Source organism: Streptomyces longispororuber, assembly GCF_014656095.1.
In the GTDB taxonomy this organism is placed as follows: domain Bacteria; phylum Actinomycetota; class Actinomycetes; order Streptomycetales; family Streptomycetaceae; genus Streptomyces; species Streptomyces longispororuber.
Window position 1 is genome coordinate 90,307 of sequence record NZ_BNBT01000011.1, and the last position, 15,161, is coordinate 105,467.

The window sequence follows — 15,161 nt, forward strand, 5'->3', positions numbered from 1 at the left end:
TCTGGTACGAGCCTGTATTTATCGCGTTTCGCGGTGCGCGGTGTGCGAGTTGCAACGCGGGCAGTGCTTCTTCATCTCAAGACGGTCCGGGTTGTTACGCCGGTTCTTCTTGGTGATGTAGTTCCGCTCCTTGCACTCCACGCAGGCCAGCGTGATCTTCGGGCGGACGTCGGTGGCAGCCACGTGAGTGCTCCTATGACGGACGGATGGACGGATGAACGCAAGAAAGAGTAGCCGATCGAAGGACCGACCCCGCAATCGGCTACTGTGAGTAGCGGTGACCGGACTTGAACCGGTGACACAGCGATTATGAGCCGCTTGCTCTACCGACTGAGCTACACCGCTGCGATGCGACCGGCCCCCCGCCGAGGCGGGGAACCCTTCACATCAGAGCCCCAAAACGGAATCGAACCGTTGACCTTCTCCTTACCATGGAGACGCTCTACCGACTGAGCTATTGGGGCGAGCGATGAAGACATTACACGGTCTCCAGCCGTTCGCCCAAATCCGTTTCGCGAGGCCCGTCCCGGGGCAAGGCAGGAGCCCCGTTCCGCCCGTCTCGTACGCATCCTCAGGCCCCGTGGACCCTTCCCGTCCCACGCGCACCACGTCCGTACGACTATTGCGCTCCTCCCCGAAGCGGAGCGGCGGCCGCCCTAGGCTCGTCCCACGCTGCGTGATCTTGCGTGCCACGACGCGGCGCCGGGCCCGCGCGTCCGCGCCGTGCCGGTGCGCGCGGCCGGTACGCGTCCGCGCGGGGCGGTCCACCGGGCCCGTCGGCGGCGCCGGAACGCGGCACCGGACCCTTCGAGCCTTCCGCAGCCGCCCTCGAGCCCCAGGAGCGCGATGCCCGACAGCCAGCCGCAGCAGCCGAACTCCGCCGAGCCCGCCGCCACGTCCGGGGCCCTGCTGCTCCGCGGGGCGCGGCTCGTGGACGGCAGGGCCGTGGACGTCCGGCTCGGCGCCGGGCGCATCGAGGCGGTGGGCACCGCGGGCAGCCTCAGTGCGGACGCCGCGCGCGTGGACCTGGCCGGCTACCTCCTGCTCCCGGCCGCCGCCGAGCCGCACGCCCACGGCGACACCGCGCTGACGGCCCTGTGCGAGGGGCCGGCCGCGTACGACCCGCAGGACGTGCAGCGCCGCACCACGGAGGCCGCGCTGCTGCAGCTCGGGCACGGGGCGACGGCACTGCGCTCGCACGTGCGCGTGGGCGAGCCGCAGGGGCTCGCCTCCCTGGAGGCGGTGCTCCAGGCGCGGCGGTCGCTGCGCGGGCTCGTGGACCTGTCCGTCGTCGCGATGCCCCGGCTGCTCACGGGCGCGGCCGGCGCCGAGGGGCTCGCGATGCTGCGGGACGCGGTGCGGATGGGCGCGTCCGTGGTGGGCGGCTGCCCGGACCTCGACCCCGACCCGACCGGGTACGCGGAGGCGGTCCTTGACCTGGCGGCGGAGTACGGCCGCCCGGTCGACCTGCACACGGACGGCGCCGACCCGGCGCGGCTCGCCCGGCTCGCCGCGGTGGCCGGGGGCCTGCGGCCGGGTGTGACGATCGGCCCCTGCGACGGTCTCGGGCGGCTGCCGGCCGACGTGGCCGCGCGGACGGCGGAGCAGCTCGCGGCGGCCGGGGTGACGGTCGTGTGCCTGCCGCAGGGCGGCTGCGGTGCCGTGCCGGGCGGCGCCGGGGCGGCGCCGGTACGTCTCCTGCGGGCCGCCGGGGTGCGGTTCGCGGCGGGCAGCGGCGCGCTGCGCGACGTCACGAACCCCGTGGGCCGCGGGGACCCGATGGAGGCGGCCTACCTCCTGGCGTCCCGCGGTGACCTGGACCCGGAGGAGGCGTACACCTCGGTGAGCGCGTCCGCCCGCGCGGCCATGGGCCTCCCGCCGGTCCGGATCGAGGCGGGCTTCCCCGCCGAACTCCTGGCCGTCCGCGGCGACAGCCTCGCGGGCGCGCTGTCGCTGGCGTACAGCCGCGTGGTGGTGCACCGGGGGCGCGTGGTGGCGCGGACGAGCGCGGTACGGGAGTACTGCGACTCCGCGGCGGCGGTGGCGCTGGGACTGCCGCGGCAGGGGCGGGGAACGTAGCCGCCGCGCGGGCGGCCCGGGGGCGGGCGCACGGAGGGGACCGGCCGGTGAAGTCCGGGCGCGGACGGGTGGACCGGCCGGTGAAGCCCGGGCGCGGACGGGGCCGTTCCGCTGCCCGAGGCCGAGTGGCCGGATGTGCCGTACCGTCGAAGACATGCGCATTGTCATCGCCGGAGGCCATGGTCAGATCGCCCTGCGACTCGAGCGGCTGCTCGCCGCGCGCGGAGACGAAGCCGTAGGGATCATCCGCAACTCCGCACACGAGGCCGACCTGCGCGACGCGGGCGCCGAACCGGTGCTGTGCGACTTGGAGTCGGCGTCGGTCGAGGAGGTCGCCGCCCTCCTGGAGGGCGCGGACGCGGCCGTGTTCGCCGCGGGCGCGGGCCCGGGCAGCGGCGTGGACCGCAAGGACACCGTGGACCGGGGCGCCGCCGTCCTGTTCGCGGACGCGGCGGAGCGGGCCGGGGTGCGCCGCTACGTGGTGGTGTCGTCGATGGGCGCGGACCCGGACCACGCCGGGGACGAGGTCTTCGACGCCTACCTGCGGGCCAAGGGCGCGGCCGACGCGTACGTGCGCGGCCGCTCGGCCCTGGACTGGACGATCCTGCGGCCCGGGATGCTGACGGACGACGCGGGCAACGGCCTGGTGCGCCTGGAGGCCTCGACGGGGCGCGGCCCCGTCCCCCGCGACGACGTGGCGGCGGTGCTGGCCGAGCTCCTGGAGACCCCGGCGACGGCCGGCCTGACGCTGGAGCTGGTCAGCGGGTCCACGCCGGTGTCCGTGGCCGTGAAGTCGGTGGCCGGGAACTGAGGCCGCGCCAGGGGCGTTCAGAAAAGGGGCAGTTGTCCCGGGAAATCCGGTACGACGTAGCCGTCCAGCGTGGGCTGTGCGGCGTCGAGCTGGGCGTGGCGCCGCGAGCCGGGGCACGACACCAGGTCGCCGCCGCCGCGGGGCCCCGGCGGGTCGTGCCGGGCGAACCGTCCGCCGACGACGGCGATGTCGCGACGGCACTCCGGGCAGCGTCTGCGACGCGCTGAACTGGACGACATGCGGCCCAGTCTGCCCACATGAACCGCCCCTCGGCCACGAAGGGGCCTTGCTCGCCGGGCCCTGCCGCCCTGACGGGCCACCAGTTCCCAAGCCGCGGCACCGCCGTGGAGCGGGACGACCGGCCCGTGCCGTCCTTCGTACGCCGGTCGAGGGCGCCCCTCATGGAGGCCAGGTCACCCCGGGTCGGCAGACGGCGACTGAAGCAGCCGGTAGCAACGGGTGTCGCAGCGCACAGAGCGGCGGCTCGCAGCGGCCCCTGTCCGGTCAGGGAAGCCCCCGCAGCGTCCCGTCGTCCGCCCGGCGGCACGTGAGCCGTATGCCCCGCGGAGGAGACCACCTCGGCGCCGGTCAGGTCGCACTTCCGGCGGGGCTCGTCGCAGCTCCCCTTCTTGTGCCCGGGGACCTCCGCGCAGTTCGGGGTGTCGTGCGCGTCACGCGTCCCTCAGGGGACAGTTGGTCGCAGTTACTGCCGTCGTGAGGCCGACCGACGGGACAGTGCGAGATCGGGCACTGGCTGTACACGGCACCTACCCGGGGCGACGCCACCCGCGTGACGCGTGAAACAGGTCACCACAGCCGCACTTCCCGCAGGCGACGCCGCACACGAAGAGACCCCCTCCGAATCCTGCTGTCGCAGGTCGGAGGGGGTCTCCCTCAGCGTGGCGGCGCCAGGATTCGAACCTGGGAAGGCTGAGCCACACCGCCGGGGTTGCTGCCTGGTCCGCTTTCGCGGTGCTCCGTGGCAACGACGTAAACGATACCTGATGCTCAGGGGTGCTCCGCCACCTGATTGATCGGGGCCCGGCGCGCGGGCAGTGGCTAGGCTTTGCGGATGCGGTCGGCGACTGAAGGCCGTGTACCCGCTGAGTACGCAGATACCGATACAAGGAGCCACAGGACATGGCCGACTCCAGTTTCGACATCGTCTCGAAGGTCGAGCGGCAGGAGGTCGACAACGCCCTCAACCAGACGGCCAAGGAGATCTCGCAGCGCTACGACTTCAAGGGCACGAATGCCTCGATCTCGTGGTCCGGCGAGAAGATCCTGATGGAGGCGAACGGCGAGGACCGCGTGAAGGCGATCCTGGACGTCTTCCAGTCCAAGCTGATCAAGCGGAACATCTCGCTGAAGGCGCTGGACGCGGGCGAGCCGCAGCTCTCCGGCAAGGAGTACAAGATCTTCGCGTCGATCCAGGAGGGCATCTCCCAGGACAACGCGAAGAAGGTGGCGAAGATCATTCGCGACGAGGGCCCCAAGGGCGTCAAGGCCCAGGTCCAGGGCGACGAGCTGCGCGTCAGCTCCAAGAGCCGTGACGACCTGCAGACCGTGATCGCCCTGCTCAAGGGCAAGGACTTCGACTTCGCGCTGCAGTTCGTGAACTACCGGTAGGCATCGGCGGACCGCTGCGGTCCGCGCGGCGTACGCACACAGGGCGGGCACCCGGATCGGGTGCCCGCCCTTGCTGCTGGCTGCGGTCTGTGGGGGCTCAGGCGGCCGTCCGGCGGAGTCAGCGCCGGGAGTGGCCGAAGAGGATGCGGTACGCGACGAGCAGGACGAGGGAGCCGCCGATGGCCGCCGCCCAGGTCGCGCCGTCGTAGAAGTGCTCGGTGACGGGGCGGTCCAGGAAGCGGGCGGAGATCCAGCCGCCTACGAAGGCGCCCGCGACGCCGATGAGGGTCGTGCCGATGATGCCGCCCGGGTCGCGGCCCGGGAGCAGCAGCTTGGCGGTGGCACCGGCCAGCAGGCCGAGGATGATCCAACTGACGATGCCCATACCGTGACCTGCCCTTTCGTGCCTTTTCCTCCGTGCTTGTCCGATAGGACGCGGCAGGGGCGGGGCGCGGTTCCCGTGGAGTGGTGCGGCCCGCGCCGCAGCACGGGCCGGAGGGCTACCAGCCGGCCGGCGGCGGAGACTGCGGGGGCTGCGGGGACTGCGGGGAGGCCGGGGCGCCGCCACGGACCGAGGCGGCACCGAAGGGCTCGTCCGTGGGCACGATCTCGCGGCCGAGCGGCATCAGCGAGATCGGGATCATCTTGAAGTTGGCGAGGCCGAGCGGGATGCCGATGATCGTCAGGCAGAGCAGCAGGCCGGTGAAGAGGTGGCCGAGGGTGAGCCACCAGCCCGCGAGGATCAGCCACACCACGTTGCCGATCAGGGAGGGCGCGCCCGCGTCCGCGCGGTCGACCGCCTTGCGGCCGAAGGGCCACAGGGCGAACAGGCCGATGCGGAACGCGGCCAGGCCGAGCGGGATGCCGATGATCGTGACGCACAGGATCACGCCCGCGACCAGGTAGGCGAGGCACATCCACAGCCCGCTCAGGACGAGCCAAATGAGGTTCAGGACTACCTTCACTGCTGACGACCTGCCATCTGCTCGAGCCGGGCGATGCGCTCCGCCATCGGCGGGTGGGTGGAGAACAGCTTCGACATACCCTGACCGGGCCGGAAGGGATGCGCAATCATCATGTGGCTCGCCGTTTCCAGCCGGGGCTCGGGCGGGAGCGGCAACTGCTTCGTACCGGCGTCCAGTTTGCGCAGGGCGCTGGCGAGGGCCAAGGGGTCGCCGGTGAGCTGTGCGCCGGAGGCGTCGGCCTCGTACTCCCTGGAACGGCTGATGGCGAGCTGGATGATGGACGCGGCCAGCGGGCCGAGGAGCATGATCAGCAGCATGCCGAAGATGCCGGGTCCGTCGTTGTCGTTGGAGCGGCCGACGGGAATCAGCCAGGCGAAGTTGACCAGAAACATGATGACGGAGGCGAGCGCTCCGGCGACCGACGAGATCAGGATGTCGCGGTTGTAGACGTGGCTGAGCTCGTGGCCGATGACGCCGCGCAGCTCGCGCGGGTCGAGGATGCGCAGGATGCCCTCGGTGCAGCACACGGCCGCGTTGCGGGGGTTGCGGCCCGTCGCGAACGCGTTCGGCGCCTCCGTGGGCGAGATGTAGAGCCGGGGCATGGGCTGGCGGGCCTGTGTGGAGAGCTCGCGGACCATGCGGTACAGCTCCGGGGCCTCGAACTCGCTCACGGGGCGGGCGCGCATCGCGCGCAGGGCGAGCTTGTCGCTGTTCCAGTACGCGTACGCGTTGGTCCCGATGGCCACGAGGAGCGCCACGACGAGGCCCGTACGCCCGAAGAAACTGCCGATGACGAGGATGAGTGCCGACAGTCCTCCGAGGAGTACGGCGGTTTTCAGCCCGTTGGTGCGGCGGTGCACGGTACGCCCTCCTGGTGGTGCGCGAGGGAACCCTCTGTTTGCAGGGGCTTCCACTGTTCAGTGGACCCTCCCTTCCTGGTCAACGCCAGGCGGGAGGTGCTAGTTCCCTTGTGCCCGCCGGAGGCGCCGTGAGCCGTCCGGGTGACGGCGCCGGTGAGGTCCTGGCGGCGTCCTGCGTGGTGCCGTGGGCCGCCCTGGGTGCCGTCCCGGGTGGCTTTCTGGTGTCGCGGTCAGAACAAGCCGGACGTGGTGAACCTCAGGACGAGCTGGGGCGCTCCGGAGAGGGCCACGCCGAGGACCGCGGCGAGGGCCACGGCGACGGTGAGGGGGGCGGGGACCCGGTAGCGCTCGGGCTCGCCCTCGGGAGCGCGGAACAGCAGCGCGGTCCACTGGAGGTAGTAGTAGAGCGCGATCACCACGTTGGCGGCCATGACGACGGCGAGCCAGCCCAGGCCCGCGTCGACGGCCGCCGAGAAGACGGTGACCTTCGCGAAGAGGCCGATGATCCCGGGCGGCAGGCCGGCCAGGCACAGCAGGAAGAAGGCCAGCGTGAGGGCCGACAGGGGGCTCCGGGCGTACAGGCCCCGGTAGTCGCTGACGCGGTTGCGCGCATGGGTGCGCCCCACCAGGGCGGCGACGGCGAAGGCCCCCAGGTTCACGGCGGCGTACATCAGGGCGTACGCGACGGTGGAGCCGACGGCGCTGTCGGCCTGCGAGGGGCGGTCGGCGTACCCGGCGGCCGCGATCGGCACCAGGAGGTAGCCCGCCTGCCCGACCGAGGACCAGGCGAGCAGCCGGACCGCGCTGTACGCGCGCGTGGGGCGCTGGCGCAGGGCGGCCACGTTGCCGGCCGTCATGGTGAGCGCGGCCAGGACGGCCAGGGCCGGGCCCCAGACGTCGTGGTACTCCTGGAAGGCGACGACGAGGACCAGGATGAGGCCGGTGAAGCCGACCGCCTTGCCGACGACCGACAAGTAGGCGGCGACCGGCAACGGCGCGCCTACGTAAGTGTCGGGTACCCAGAAGTGGAACGGTACGGCCGCCACCTTGAAGGCGAAGCCGACGAGCGTGAGGACGACGCCCGCGCGCGCGAGGGTCCGCAGATCGCCGTCCACCTCCCCCAGTTCGGCACCGATCTCCGCGAGGTGCAGGGTGCCCGTGGCGGCGTAGACGAAGCTCGCGCCCAGGAGGGTCACGGCGGTCGCGGTGACCGAGGAGAGGAAGAACTTCAGGGCGCCTTCGGAGGAGCGCCGGTCACCGCGCTTGAGGCCGACGAGGGCGAAGGCGGGCAGCGAGGCCACCTCCAGGGCGACGACGAGCGTGGCGAGGTCGCGCGCCGCGGGCAGCAGGGCGGCGCCCGCCGCGGAGGAGAGCAGCAGGAACCAGAACTCCCCCTCGGGGATCTCCTTGCCCGCGGCCCGCGCGTCCTTGAGGGTGCTCAGCGAGAGCAGTGCCGTCAGGAGGGCGCCGCCGAGGACGAGGAGCTGGATGACGAGCGTGAACTCGTCGGCCGTGTAGCTGCACAGGGTGTCGCCGCGGCCGACCACGCAGAACGTGGAGCGCTCGTCGTCCAGGATCGGCAGCAAGGAGAGGCCGGCCGCCGCCAGGCCCGCCACGGAGATCCAGCCGAGCAGCTCCTTGCGGCGCTCGGGCACGAAGAGGTCGGTGACGAGCACGGCGAGGCCGACGACGGCCGCGATGGTGGGCGGCGCGATCGCGAGCCAGTCGACGGACTGGACGACGTTCGCGGCGCCTGCGACGAAGCCGCTGTCGGTGGGGGCGACGGTCACGACTTTCCTCCCGCGAGGAGCTGCTGCACGGCCGGGTCGGTGAGGCCGAGGAGGGCCGCGGGCCAGAGTCCGGCGAGGACGGTCAGGGCGACGAGCGGGGTCCAGGCGGCGAACTCGTAGCCGTGGACGTCGGCGAGGCGCGGCGCCTGCTCCGTCCCGGCCCCCGGGCCCATGCAGACGCGGCGTACGACGATGAGCATGTACGCGGCCGTGAGCAGGGTGCCGAAGGCGGCGATCGCCATGAAGGTGAGGAAGGCGGGGCGGCTGAGGCCGTCGGCGGGGTCGAACGCGCCGAACAGGGCGAGCATCTCGCCCCAGAACCCGGCGAGTCCGGGAAGGCCGAGCGAGGCGACGGCGCCGAAGGCGAGCAGGGCGCCGAGGCGGGGGGCCTTGCCGTACAGGGCGGCGCCGGACTCCTGGGCGAGGGTGTCCAGGTCGCTGGTGCCCGTGCGGTCCTTGACCGCGCCGACGAGGAAGAACAGCAGGCCGGTGATGAGGCCGTGGGCGATGTTCGCGAAGAGCGCGCCGTTCACGCCGGTCGGGGTCATGGTCGCGATGCCGAGGAGCACGAAGCCCATGTGGCCGACGGAGGAGTACGCGATGAGGCGCTTGAGGTCGCCCTTCGCGCCGGGCCTGGCGAGCGCGAGGCAGGCGAGCGACCCGTAGACGATCCCGACGACGGCGAACGCGGCGAGGTAGGGCGCGAAGGTCTCCATGCCGTCCGGCGCGATCGGCAGCAGGATCCGGACGAACCCGTACGTACCCATCTTCAGCAGGACGCCGGCCAGCAGGACCGAGCCGACGGTCGGCGCGGCGGTGTGCGCGTCCGGCAGCCAACTGTGCAGCGGCCACATCGGCGTCTTCACCGCGAGCCCGACGCCGATCGCCAGAACGGCCGTGACCTGCACGGATGTGGTGAGCCCCGGGTCGTTGTCAGTGGCGAGTGCCACCATGTCGAACGTGCCGGACTTCAGGCCGATGAGGAGGAGGCCGAGCAGCATCACGACGGAGCCGAGCAGCGTGTAGAGGATGAACTTCCAGGCGGCGGGCCCCCGTCGCGCCCCGCCCCAGCGGGCGATGAGGAAGTACATCGGGATCAGGACCATCTCGAACGCGAGGAAGAACAGCAGCAGGTCGAGGACGGCGAAGGTCGCGAGGGTGCCGGCCTCGAGGACGAGGACCAGCGCGACGAAGGCCCGGGGGGAGGGTCCCTCCGGCATCTTGAAGTAGCTGTACAGCGCGCAGAGGAAGGTCAGCAGCGCGGTCAGGACCAGGAGGGGGAGGGAAATGCCGTCGACGCCGAGGTGGACGCGCACGTCGAGCGCGGGGATCCACCTGATGTCGGTCGTGGCCTGCATCCTCGACGGGTGGTCGTGGTCGAAGCCGAGCGCGAGGACGATCGCGGCGATGAGCACGGCCCCGGTCACGACCACGCCGTGGCGCAGCACGGCCTGGTCGGGCGACTTCCCCTTCAGCCCGGGCGGCGCCGGCAGGAGGGCCGCGACGGCGCCGATGAGCGGGCCGGCGACGATCAACGCGAGAAGGAACTGCATCACGGACTCACTGATACCGATCACGGCGGCTCACGCTCCGGCGGTGGCGACGAGGACGGCGGCGACCGCCAGGACGACGGTGCCCGCGAGCAGCGCGCTCAGATAGGTCTGCACGTTGCCGGTCTGCGCGCGCCGGACGGCCGCGCCGAGCAGGCGGGGCGCGGTGCCCGCGCCGCGCACGTAAGTGTCGACGACCTCGCGGTCGAGGAAGCGCACCAGGCGGGCGCCCGCCCGGACGGGGCGGACGAACAGGGCCGCGTAGACGGCGTCGAGGTGGAAGCCGACGGCGGCGTGGCGGTGCAGCGGGCCGAGCAGGAGGCGGCCGGGGTCCGCCGGGTCGGGGGCGCTCGCGACGTCCCCGTACGCGGGGGCGTGCGTGGCGATGGCCGCGGCCTCGACCTGGCCGGCGTCCGCCCGCGGGTGGGCGGCGACCGCGCCGATCGGGGCGCGGGCGGCGAGCGCCGTGGTGTGCCGCCAGGCGCCGTACGTGACGAGGGCGCCGGCCAGGGCGAGGCCGGTGCCGAGGACGGAGGTGGTGAGCTTCGGGGCGAGGTCGTGGCCGTCGAACCAGTCGGGCAGGGTGCCGACGGTGACGCCGAAGGCGAGCGACGGGACGGCGAGCACCCACAGGACGGCCGTCATGGTGACCGGCTGCCTGCCGTGGTCGGGCGCCTCGGCGCCGGTGCCGTGGAAGGCGCGCAGCCACAGGCGGGTCGCGTAGGCGGCGGTGAGCAGGGCGGTGGCGAGCGCGGCGACGAGCACGATCCAGCCCGCCGCGCCCGGGACGGGTCCGGCGTGTCCGGTGGCGGCGTGCTCGGCGGCGCCGAGGACGGCCTCCTTGGAGAAGAAGCCGCTGAACGGCGGGATCGCGGCGAGCGCGAGGAGCGCCACGGTCATCGTCCAGTAGGCGTCCGGAACGCGGTCGCGCAGGTTTCGCATGCGGGACATGGCGGCCAGCGAGTTGGTGCCCGCGGCGTGGATGACCACGCCCGCGGCGAGGAAGAGGAGCGCCTTGAAGGCGCCGTGGGACAGGAGGTGGAAGACGGCGGCCCCCCGGTCGCCGACGGCGAGCGCGCCGGTCATGTAGCCGAGCTGCCCGACGGTCGAGTACGCGAGCACGCGCTTGATGTCGTCCTGGGCGAGCGCGGCGAGCGCCGAACCAGCCATCGTGACGGCGGCCATGACGGCGAGGACGACGAGCGCGGCCTGGGAGGCGGCGATGACCGGGAGGATCCTGGCGACGAAGTAGACACCGGCGGCGACCATCGTCGCGGCGTGGATGAGCGCGGAGACGGGCGTCGGGCCCGCCATCGCGTCGGGCAGCCAGGTGTGCAGCGGGAACTGCGCGGACTTGCCCGCCACACCGGCGAGGAGCAGCAGCGCGACGAGCGTCGGGTGGTCGAGGCCGCCGTCCGCGACGGTCGCGAGGACGGTCGTGATCCGGAACGAGCCGGCGTCGGCGGCGAGGGCGAACAGACCGATCAGGAAGGGGACGTCGCCGAGCTTGGTGACCAGGAAGGCCTTGAGGGACGCGGCCCGCGCCTCGGGGGTCTCCCAGTAGTGGCCGACGAGGAAGTACGAGCAGATGCCCATGACCTCCCAGCCGACCAGGAGCACCATCAGGTCGCCGGAGTAGACGACGAGCAGCATCGCGGAGGTGAACAGCGAGACGAGGGCGGCGTACGAGGGGTAGCGCGGGTCGTCGTGCAGATAGCCCGTCGAGTAGATCTGCACGCAGGTGGCGACGACGCCGACGAGGACGGCGACGAGCGCGGCGAAGCCGTCGATGTGCAGGGCGAGGTCGATCGGGACCGAGCCGGTGGGCGTGAGCTGGGTCGCCGCGTCCACGGCCGTGTCGCCGCCCTGGCGGACGGCCACGAGGGCGGCGAGCACGAGCGACGTCAGCGTGGGCAGGACCGCGAGCGGGCGGGCCAGGCCGGGCACCGAGCGGCCGAGCAGCAGGCCGGCGACGGCTCCGAGGAACGGCAGGAGGGGGACGAGGACGGCGAGGGTGGTGGTGGTCACGCGGTGGCCTCGGCCTTCTGCGACGTCGGGGACGACTGCGGCTTCGGGGACGCCTGGTTCGGGGCGGGCTCGTCCGGAGCGGGCTCGTCCAGGGCGGCACCCTCCGTGCCGTCGTCGCCGTCGCCGCCGTCGGGGCGTTCGGCGGTGTCGCGGAGGTCGTCGACGGCGGAGGTGCCGCGGTTGCGGTAGACGGCCAGGACGATCGCGAGGCCGATGCCGATCTCGGCGGCGGCGATGGCGATGGTGAAGAGCGTCAGGGCCTGGCCGGAGTGCAGCCGGTCGCGCAGCCAGACGTCGAACGCGACGAGGTTGAGGTTGACGGCGTTGAGCATGAGCTCGACGGACATCAGGACCAGGATCGCGTTGCGCCGGGCGAGCACGCCGTACAGGCCGACGCAGAAGAGGAGGACGGCGAGGACGGCGGGGTAGGCGAGGTGCATCAGCGGGTGCCCTCCTTGCGTGCCTGCTGGGGTGCCTGTGTCCCGTGGTTCGCGCGGGTCCGGTCGCCGGACTTCCGGTCGGTCTTGCCGGACTCCCGGTCGGATTTGCCGGACTCCTGCTCGGTCCTGCCGGACTCCCGGTCGGACTTGCGGGAGAGGACGATCGCGCCGACGAGGGCGGCGAGGAGCAGGACCGACAGCGCCTCGAAGGGCAGCACCCAGTGCCGGAAGAGGATCGCGCCGGTGACGTCGGTGGAGCCCTGGGCGGGGCCGTCCAGGTCGATCCACTGGGTGCGGAACGCGTCCACGACGACCCACACCAGGGCGGCGGCGGCAGCGAGCGCCACGCCGAGCGCGACCCAGCGGTTGCCCGAGTCGGCGTCCGGTGAGCGGCCGATGGGGGCCCTGGTGAGCATCAGCCCGAACAGGAGGAGCACGACGACGGAGCCGACGTAGATCAGGACCTGTACCCAGGCGATGAACTCGGCGGACAGGAGGAGGTACTCGACGGCGAGCCCGCCGAGCGCCACGACCAGCCAGAGCGCGGCGTGCACGAGCTGCTTGGTCGTGACGGTGACGACCGCCGCGCCGAGGGTGACGAGGCCGACGAGGAGGAAGGCGATCTCGACGCCGGTCGGGGAGAGGAAGCCGTGGTGCTGCGCGGCGAGGTTCACGACTCGCCCTCCTTCGGCGCGGGCTCGGTCTCCGGCCGGGCTGCCTGCTGCCCTGCGGCGGGCTCGGCGGCCTGCCCCGCGCCGGGCTCGGCGGCCTGCTGCGCGGGGGTCTCGGCGGCCTGCCCCGCGCCGGGCTCCGCGGCCTGCTCCGCGGCGAGTTTGTCGGCGGTCTTGCGGGCGGCGGCGAGTTCCTTGGGCTCCTCGGCCGCGGGGTCCAGGGCGGGCGGGGCCGGGACGGTCCACATCCACTCGCGGAGCTTGTCGCGCTCGTGGGTGAGGTCGCGGATGTCGGTCTCGGCGTACTCGAACTCCGGGGACCAGAACAGCGCGTCGAAGGGGCACACCTCGATGCAGATGCCGCAGTACATGCAGAGGGAGAAGTCGATGGCGAAGCGGTCGAGGACGTTGCGGCTGCGCTCGCGGCCGCCGGGCGCGGCGGGCGGCACCGTCTCCTTGTGGGAGTCGATGTAGATGCACCAGTCCGGGCACTCGCGGGCGCAGAGCATGCAGACCGTGCAGTTCTCCTCGAACAGGCCGATGACGCCCCGGGTACGGGGCGCCAGGTCGGGCTGGACGTCCGGGTACTGCTCGGTGACGGACTTCCGCGTCATCGTGCGCAGGGTGACGGCCAGGCCCTTGGCGAGGCCGCTGCCGGGGATCCGGGGCCGGGCGGGCGGGGGCTGTGCGGCCATCAGTTGATCGCCACCTTCACGATTCCGGTGAGCGCGATCTGCGCCAGGGCGAGCGGGACGAGGAAGGTCCAGGACAGCTTCTGGAGCTGGTCCTCGCGGAGCCTCGGGTAGCTGACGCGCAGCCAGATGACGACGAAGGCGAGGACGGCGGTCTTCAGGAGCGTCCACACCCAGCCGAGGCCGTCCGCGCCCCAGGGACCGTGCCAGCCGCCCAGGAAGAGGACGGTGGTCAGGCCGCAGAGGACGACGATGCCCGCGTACTCGGCCAGCAGGAACAGGGCGAAGCGCAGACCCGTGTACTCGGTGTACGCGCCGAAGATGATCTCCGAGTCGGCGACGGGCATGTCGAAGGGCGGCCGCTGGAGCTCGGCGAGTCCGGCGACGAAGAAGACCAGGGCGCCCACGATCTGCCAGGGCAGCCACCACCACTCGAAGGCGTTGACGATGCCGGGCAGCGACACCGTGCCCGCCGCCATCGCGACGGAGGCGGCGGCGAGCAGCATCGGCAGTTCGTACGCGAGGAGCTGCGCGGCGGTGCGCAGGCCGCCGAGCAGCGAGAACTTGTTGGCCGACGCCCAGCCCGCCATCAGCGGGCCGAGGACGCCCACGCCCATCACGGCGAGGACGAAGAACACACCGGCGTCGACGACCTCGCCGACGGCGCCCTCCTGCGGGCCGACGGGGATGGCGACGAGCACCAGGAGGTAGGGCAGGAGCGCGATGGCCGGGGCGAGCTGGAAGACGCGGCGGTCGGCGTCGGCCGGGACGATGTCCTCCTTCTGCGCGAACTTCACGCCGTCGGCGACGAGCTGGGCCCAGCCGTGGAAGCCGCCCGCGTACATGGGGCCGAGGCGGCCCTGCATGTGCGCCATCACCTTGTGCTCGGTCTGGCCGATGATCAGGGGCAGCGCGAGGAAGGCGACGAAGACGACGAGGAGTCGCAGGGCGACGTCGAGGGCGTCGTTCACTGCGGGCCTCCTTCGTTACCGGTGTCCTCTTGGGCACCTTGGTCGCCTTGGGCACCTTGGTCAGCTTGGGCACCGTCGCCGGGGCGTTCTCCGTCGCCGGGGCTCTCCTGGTTACCGGGGTCTTCGCGACCGCTGTCTTCGCTACCGGGGTGTTCGCCACCGAGGTCTTCGCTACCGGTGTCTTCGCTACCGGTGTCTTCCAGATCCGCCGTCTTCTTGGCCGGTGTCTCCTCCGGCATGTCGAAAGCCGGACGGGCGTGGTGCCACGGGGCGTCGGCGCTGCGCGGGGCGGGTCGGGGCCGCTCCGTGGCCGGGGGCTCGGCGGCCGGGGTCCTGGCGGCCTGGGGGTCCGCGGCCGGGGTCGGTGCGGGCGAGGTCGCACTGTCGGACGGCGCTGTCGGCAGGCCGGAGGTCGAGGGCGCCTCGGAGGCGATCTGCGCGGCCTCCGCGGCCTCCGTACGCTGCGAGGCTGAGCCCTGGCCGGCGCTGCGCGTACGCCGGGGGCGCGGCGCGGGGGCCGCCTCCGGCTGACCGGTGGCCTGGTCCGTGGCCTGGACGGGGGCCTGGCCCGCGGCCTCGACGGGGGCCGGGCTCGCGGCCTGGCTTGCCGAACCTTCCGACGCCGAACGGGTGCGGCGCGGCGGCCGCTCCCCCGCGGCGGCGCGTCCGGCCGCC

At 72.8% G+C, this 15,161-nt stretch carries 15 protein-coding genes, 2 tRNA genes and 1 pseudogene; 3 read left to right on the forward strand and 15 right to left on the reverse strand.

Going from position 1 to position 15,161, the window contains the following annotated elements:
* Positions 1 to 18: 18 nt before the first annotated feature.
* From rpmG to IE330_RS06310, 3 genes are all read right to left on the reverse strand, one after another.
* On the reverse strand, positions 19 to 183 hold the full coding sequence (rpmG, locus tag IE330_RS06300; RefSeq protein WP_003956487.1) for a 50S ribosomal protein L33: 165 nt from the start codon (positions 181 to 183) through the stop codon (positions 19 to 21).
* Positions 184 to 272: 89 nt separating this feature from the next.
* Positions 273 to 345, reverse strand: a tRNA-Met gene (locus tag IE330_RS06305).
* A 46-nt stretch (positions 346 to 391) separates the two neighbouring features.
* Positions 392 to 464, reverse strand: a tRNA-Thr gene (locus tag IE330_RS06310).
* 382 nt (positions 465 to 846) lie between these two features.
* Between IE330_RS06310 and IE330_RS06315 the strand changes: the two genes are divergently transcribed.
* The gene (locus tag IE330_RS06315; protein ID WP_190134851.1) at positions 847 to 2,079 is read left to right on the forward strand and encodes an amidohydrolase family protein; all 1,233 of its coding nucleotides are present in this window, start codon (positions 847 to 849) and stop codon (positions 2,077 to 2,079) included.
* 154 nt (positions 2,080 to 2,233) lie between these two features.
* On the forward strand, positions 2,234 to 2,890 hold the full coding sequence (locus tag IE330_RS06320) for an SDR family oxidoreductase (protein ID WP_190134852.1): 657 nt from the start codon (positions 2,234 to 2,236) through the stop codon (positions 2,888 to 2,890).
* A 17-nt stretch (positions 2,891 to 2,907) separates the two neighbouring features.
* On the opposite strand, the gene IE330_RS06325 is transcribed toward IE330_RS06320, so the two are convergent.
* Positions 2,908 to 3,129, reverse strand: coding sequence for a hypothetical protein (locus IE330_RS06325; RefSeq protein ID WP_190134853.1), 222 nt, complete (start codon positions 3,127 to 3,129; stop codon positions 2,908 to 2,910).
* Positions 3,130 to 4,030: 901 nt separating this feature from the next.
* On the opposite strand from IE330_RS06325, the gene IE330_RS06330 reads away from it, so the two are divergent.
* Complete coding sequence (locus tag IE330_RS06330) at positions 4,031 to 4,519, forward strand: YajQ family cyclic di-GMP-binding protein (RefSeq protein WP_190134854.1); 489 nt, start codon at positions 4,031 to 4,033, stop codon at positions 4,517 to 4,519.
* Between the two features lie 118 nt (positions 4,520 to 4,637).
* Here IE330_RS06330 and IE330_RS06335 read toward each other — a convergent pair whose 3' ends face one another.
* From IE330_RS06335 to IE330_RS38765, 11 genes and pseudogenes are all read right to left on the reverse strand, one after another.
* On the reverse strand, positions 4,638 to 4,904 hold the full coding sequence (locus IE330_RS06335; RefSeq protein ID WP_190134855.1) for a GlsB/YeaQ/YmgE family stress response membrane protein: 267 nt from the start codon (positions 4,902 to 4,904) through the stop codon (positions 4,638 to 4,640).
* 115 nt (positions 4,905 to 5,019) lie between these two features.
* A complete protein-coding gene (locus IE330_RS06340; RefSeq protein WP_190134856.1) occupies positions 5,020 to 5,484 on the reverse strand; it encodes a YccF domain-containing protein in 465 nt (154 codons plus the stop codon).
* Positions 5,481 to 6,344: a zinc metalloprotease HtpX gene (gene htpX, locus IE330_RS06345; protein ID WP_190134857.1), complete on the reverse strand. Its 864-nt coding sequence runs from the start codon at positions 6,342 to 6,344 to the stop codon at positions 5,481 to 5,483. The genes IE330_RS06340 and htpX overlap by 4 nt, the downstream gene beginning before the upstream one ends.
* A 230-nt stretch (positions 6,345 to 6,574) precedes the next feature.
* Positions 6,575 to 8,134 (reverse strand): NADH-quinone oxidoreductase subunit N, encoded by a 1,560-nt coding sequence (locus IE330_RS06350; RefSeq protein ID WP_229925423.1) that lies wholly within the window; start codon positions 8,132 to 8,134, stop codon positions 6,575 to 6,577.
* Complete coding sequence (locus IE330_RS06355; RefSeq protein ID WP_190134858.1) at positions 8,131 to 9,711, reverse strand: NADH-quinone oxidoreductase subunit M; 1,581 nt, start codon at positions 9,709 to 9,711, stop codon at positions 8,131 to 8,133. Before IE330_RS06355 ends, IE330_RS06350 begins: the two co-directional genes overlap by 4 nt.
* Before the next feature lie 6 nt (positions 9,712 to 9,717).
* Positions 9,718 to 11,712 (reverse strand): NADH-quinone oxidoreductase subunit 5 family protein, encoded by a 1,995-nt coding sequence (locus IE330_RS06360; protein WP_190134859.1) that lies wholly within the window; start codon positions 11,710 to 11,712, stop codon positions 9,718 to 9,720.
* Positions 11,709 to 12,152 (reverse strand): NADH-quinone oxidoreductase subunit NuoK, encoded by a 444-nt coding sequence (nuoK, locus tag IE330_RS06365; RefSeq protein ID WP_190134860.1) that lies wholly within the window; start codon positions 12,150 to 12,152, stop codon positions 11,709 to 11,711. Before nuoK ends, IE330_RS06360 begins: the two co-directional genes overlap by 4 nt.
* On the reverse strand, positions 12,152 to 12,826 hold the full coding sequence (locus tag IE330_RS06370; protein ID WP_229925424.1) for an NADH-quinone oxidoreductase subunit J family protein: 675 nt from the start codon (positions 12,824 to 12,826) through the stop codon (positions 12,152 to 12,154). Before IE330_RS06370 ends, nuoK begins: the two co-directional genes overlap by 1 nt.
* Positions 12,823 to 13,518, reverse strand: a complete 696-nt coding sequence (locus IE330_RS06375; protein WP_190134861.1) for a 4Fe-4S binding protein — start codon at positions 13,516 to 13,518, stop codon at positions 12,823 to 12,825. Before IE330_RS06375 ends, IE330_RS06370 begins: the two co-directional genes overlap by 4 nt.
* Positions 13,518 to 14,486, reverse strand: coding sequence for a complex I subunit 1/NuoH family protein (locus tag IE330_RS06380; RefSeq protein WP_190134862.1), 969 nt, complete (start codon positions 14,484 to 14,486; stop codon positions 13,518 to 13,520). The genes IE330_RS06375 and IE330_RS06380 overlap by 1 nt, the downstream gene beginning before the upstream one ends.
* Positions 14,483 to 15,161, reverse strand: a pseudogene (locus tag IE330_RS38765) (hypothetical protein); the annotation flags it as partial. The pseudogene IE330_RS38765 and the gene IE330_RS06380, both read right to left, overlap by 4 nt.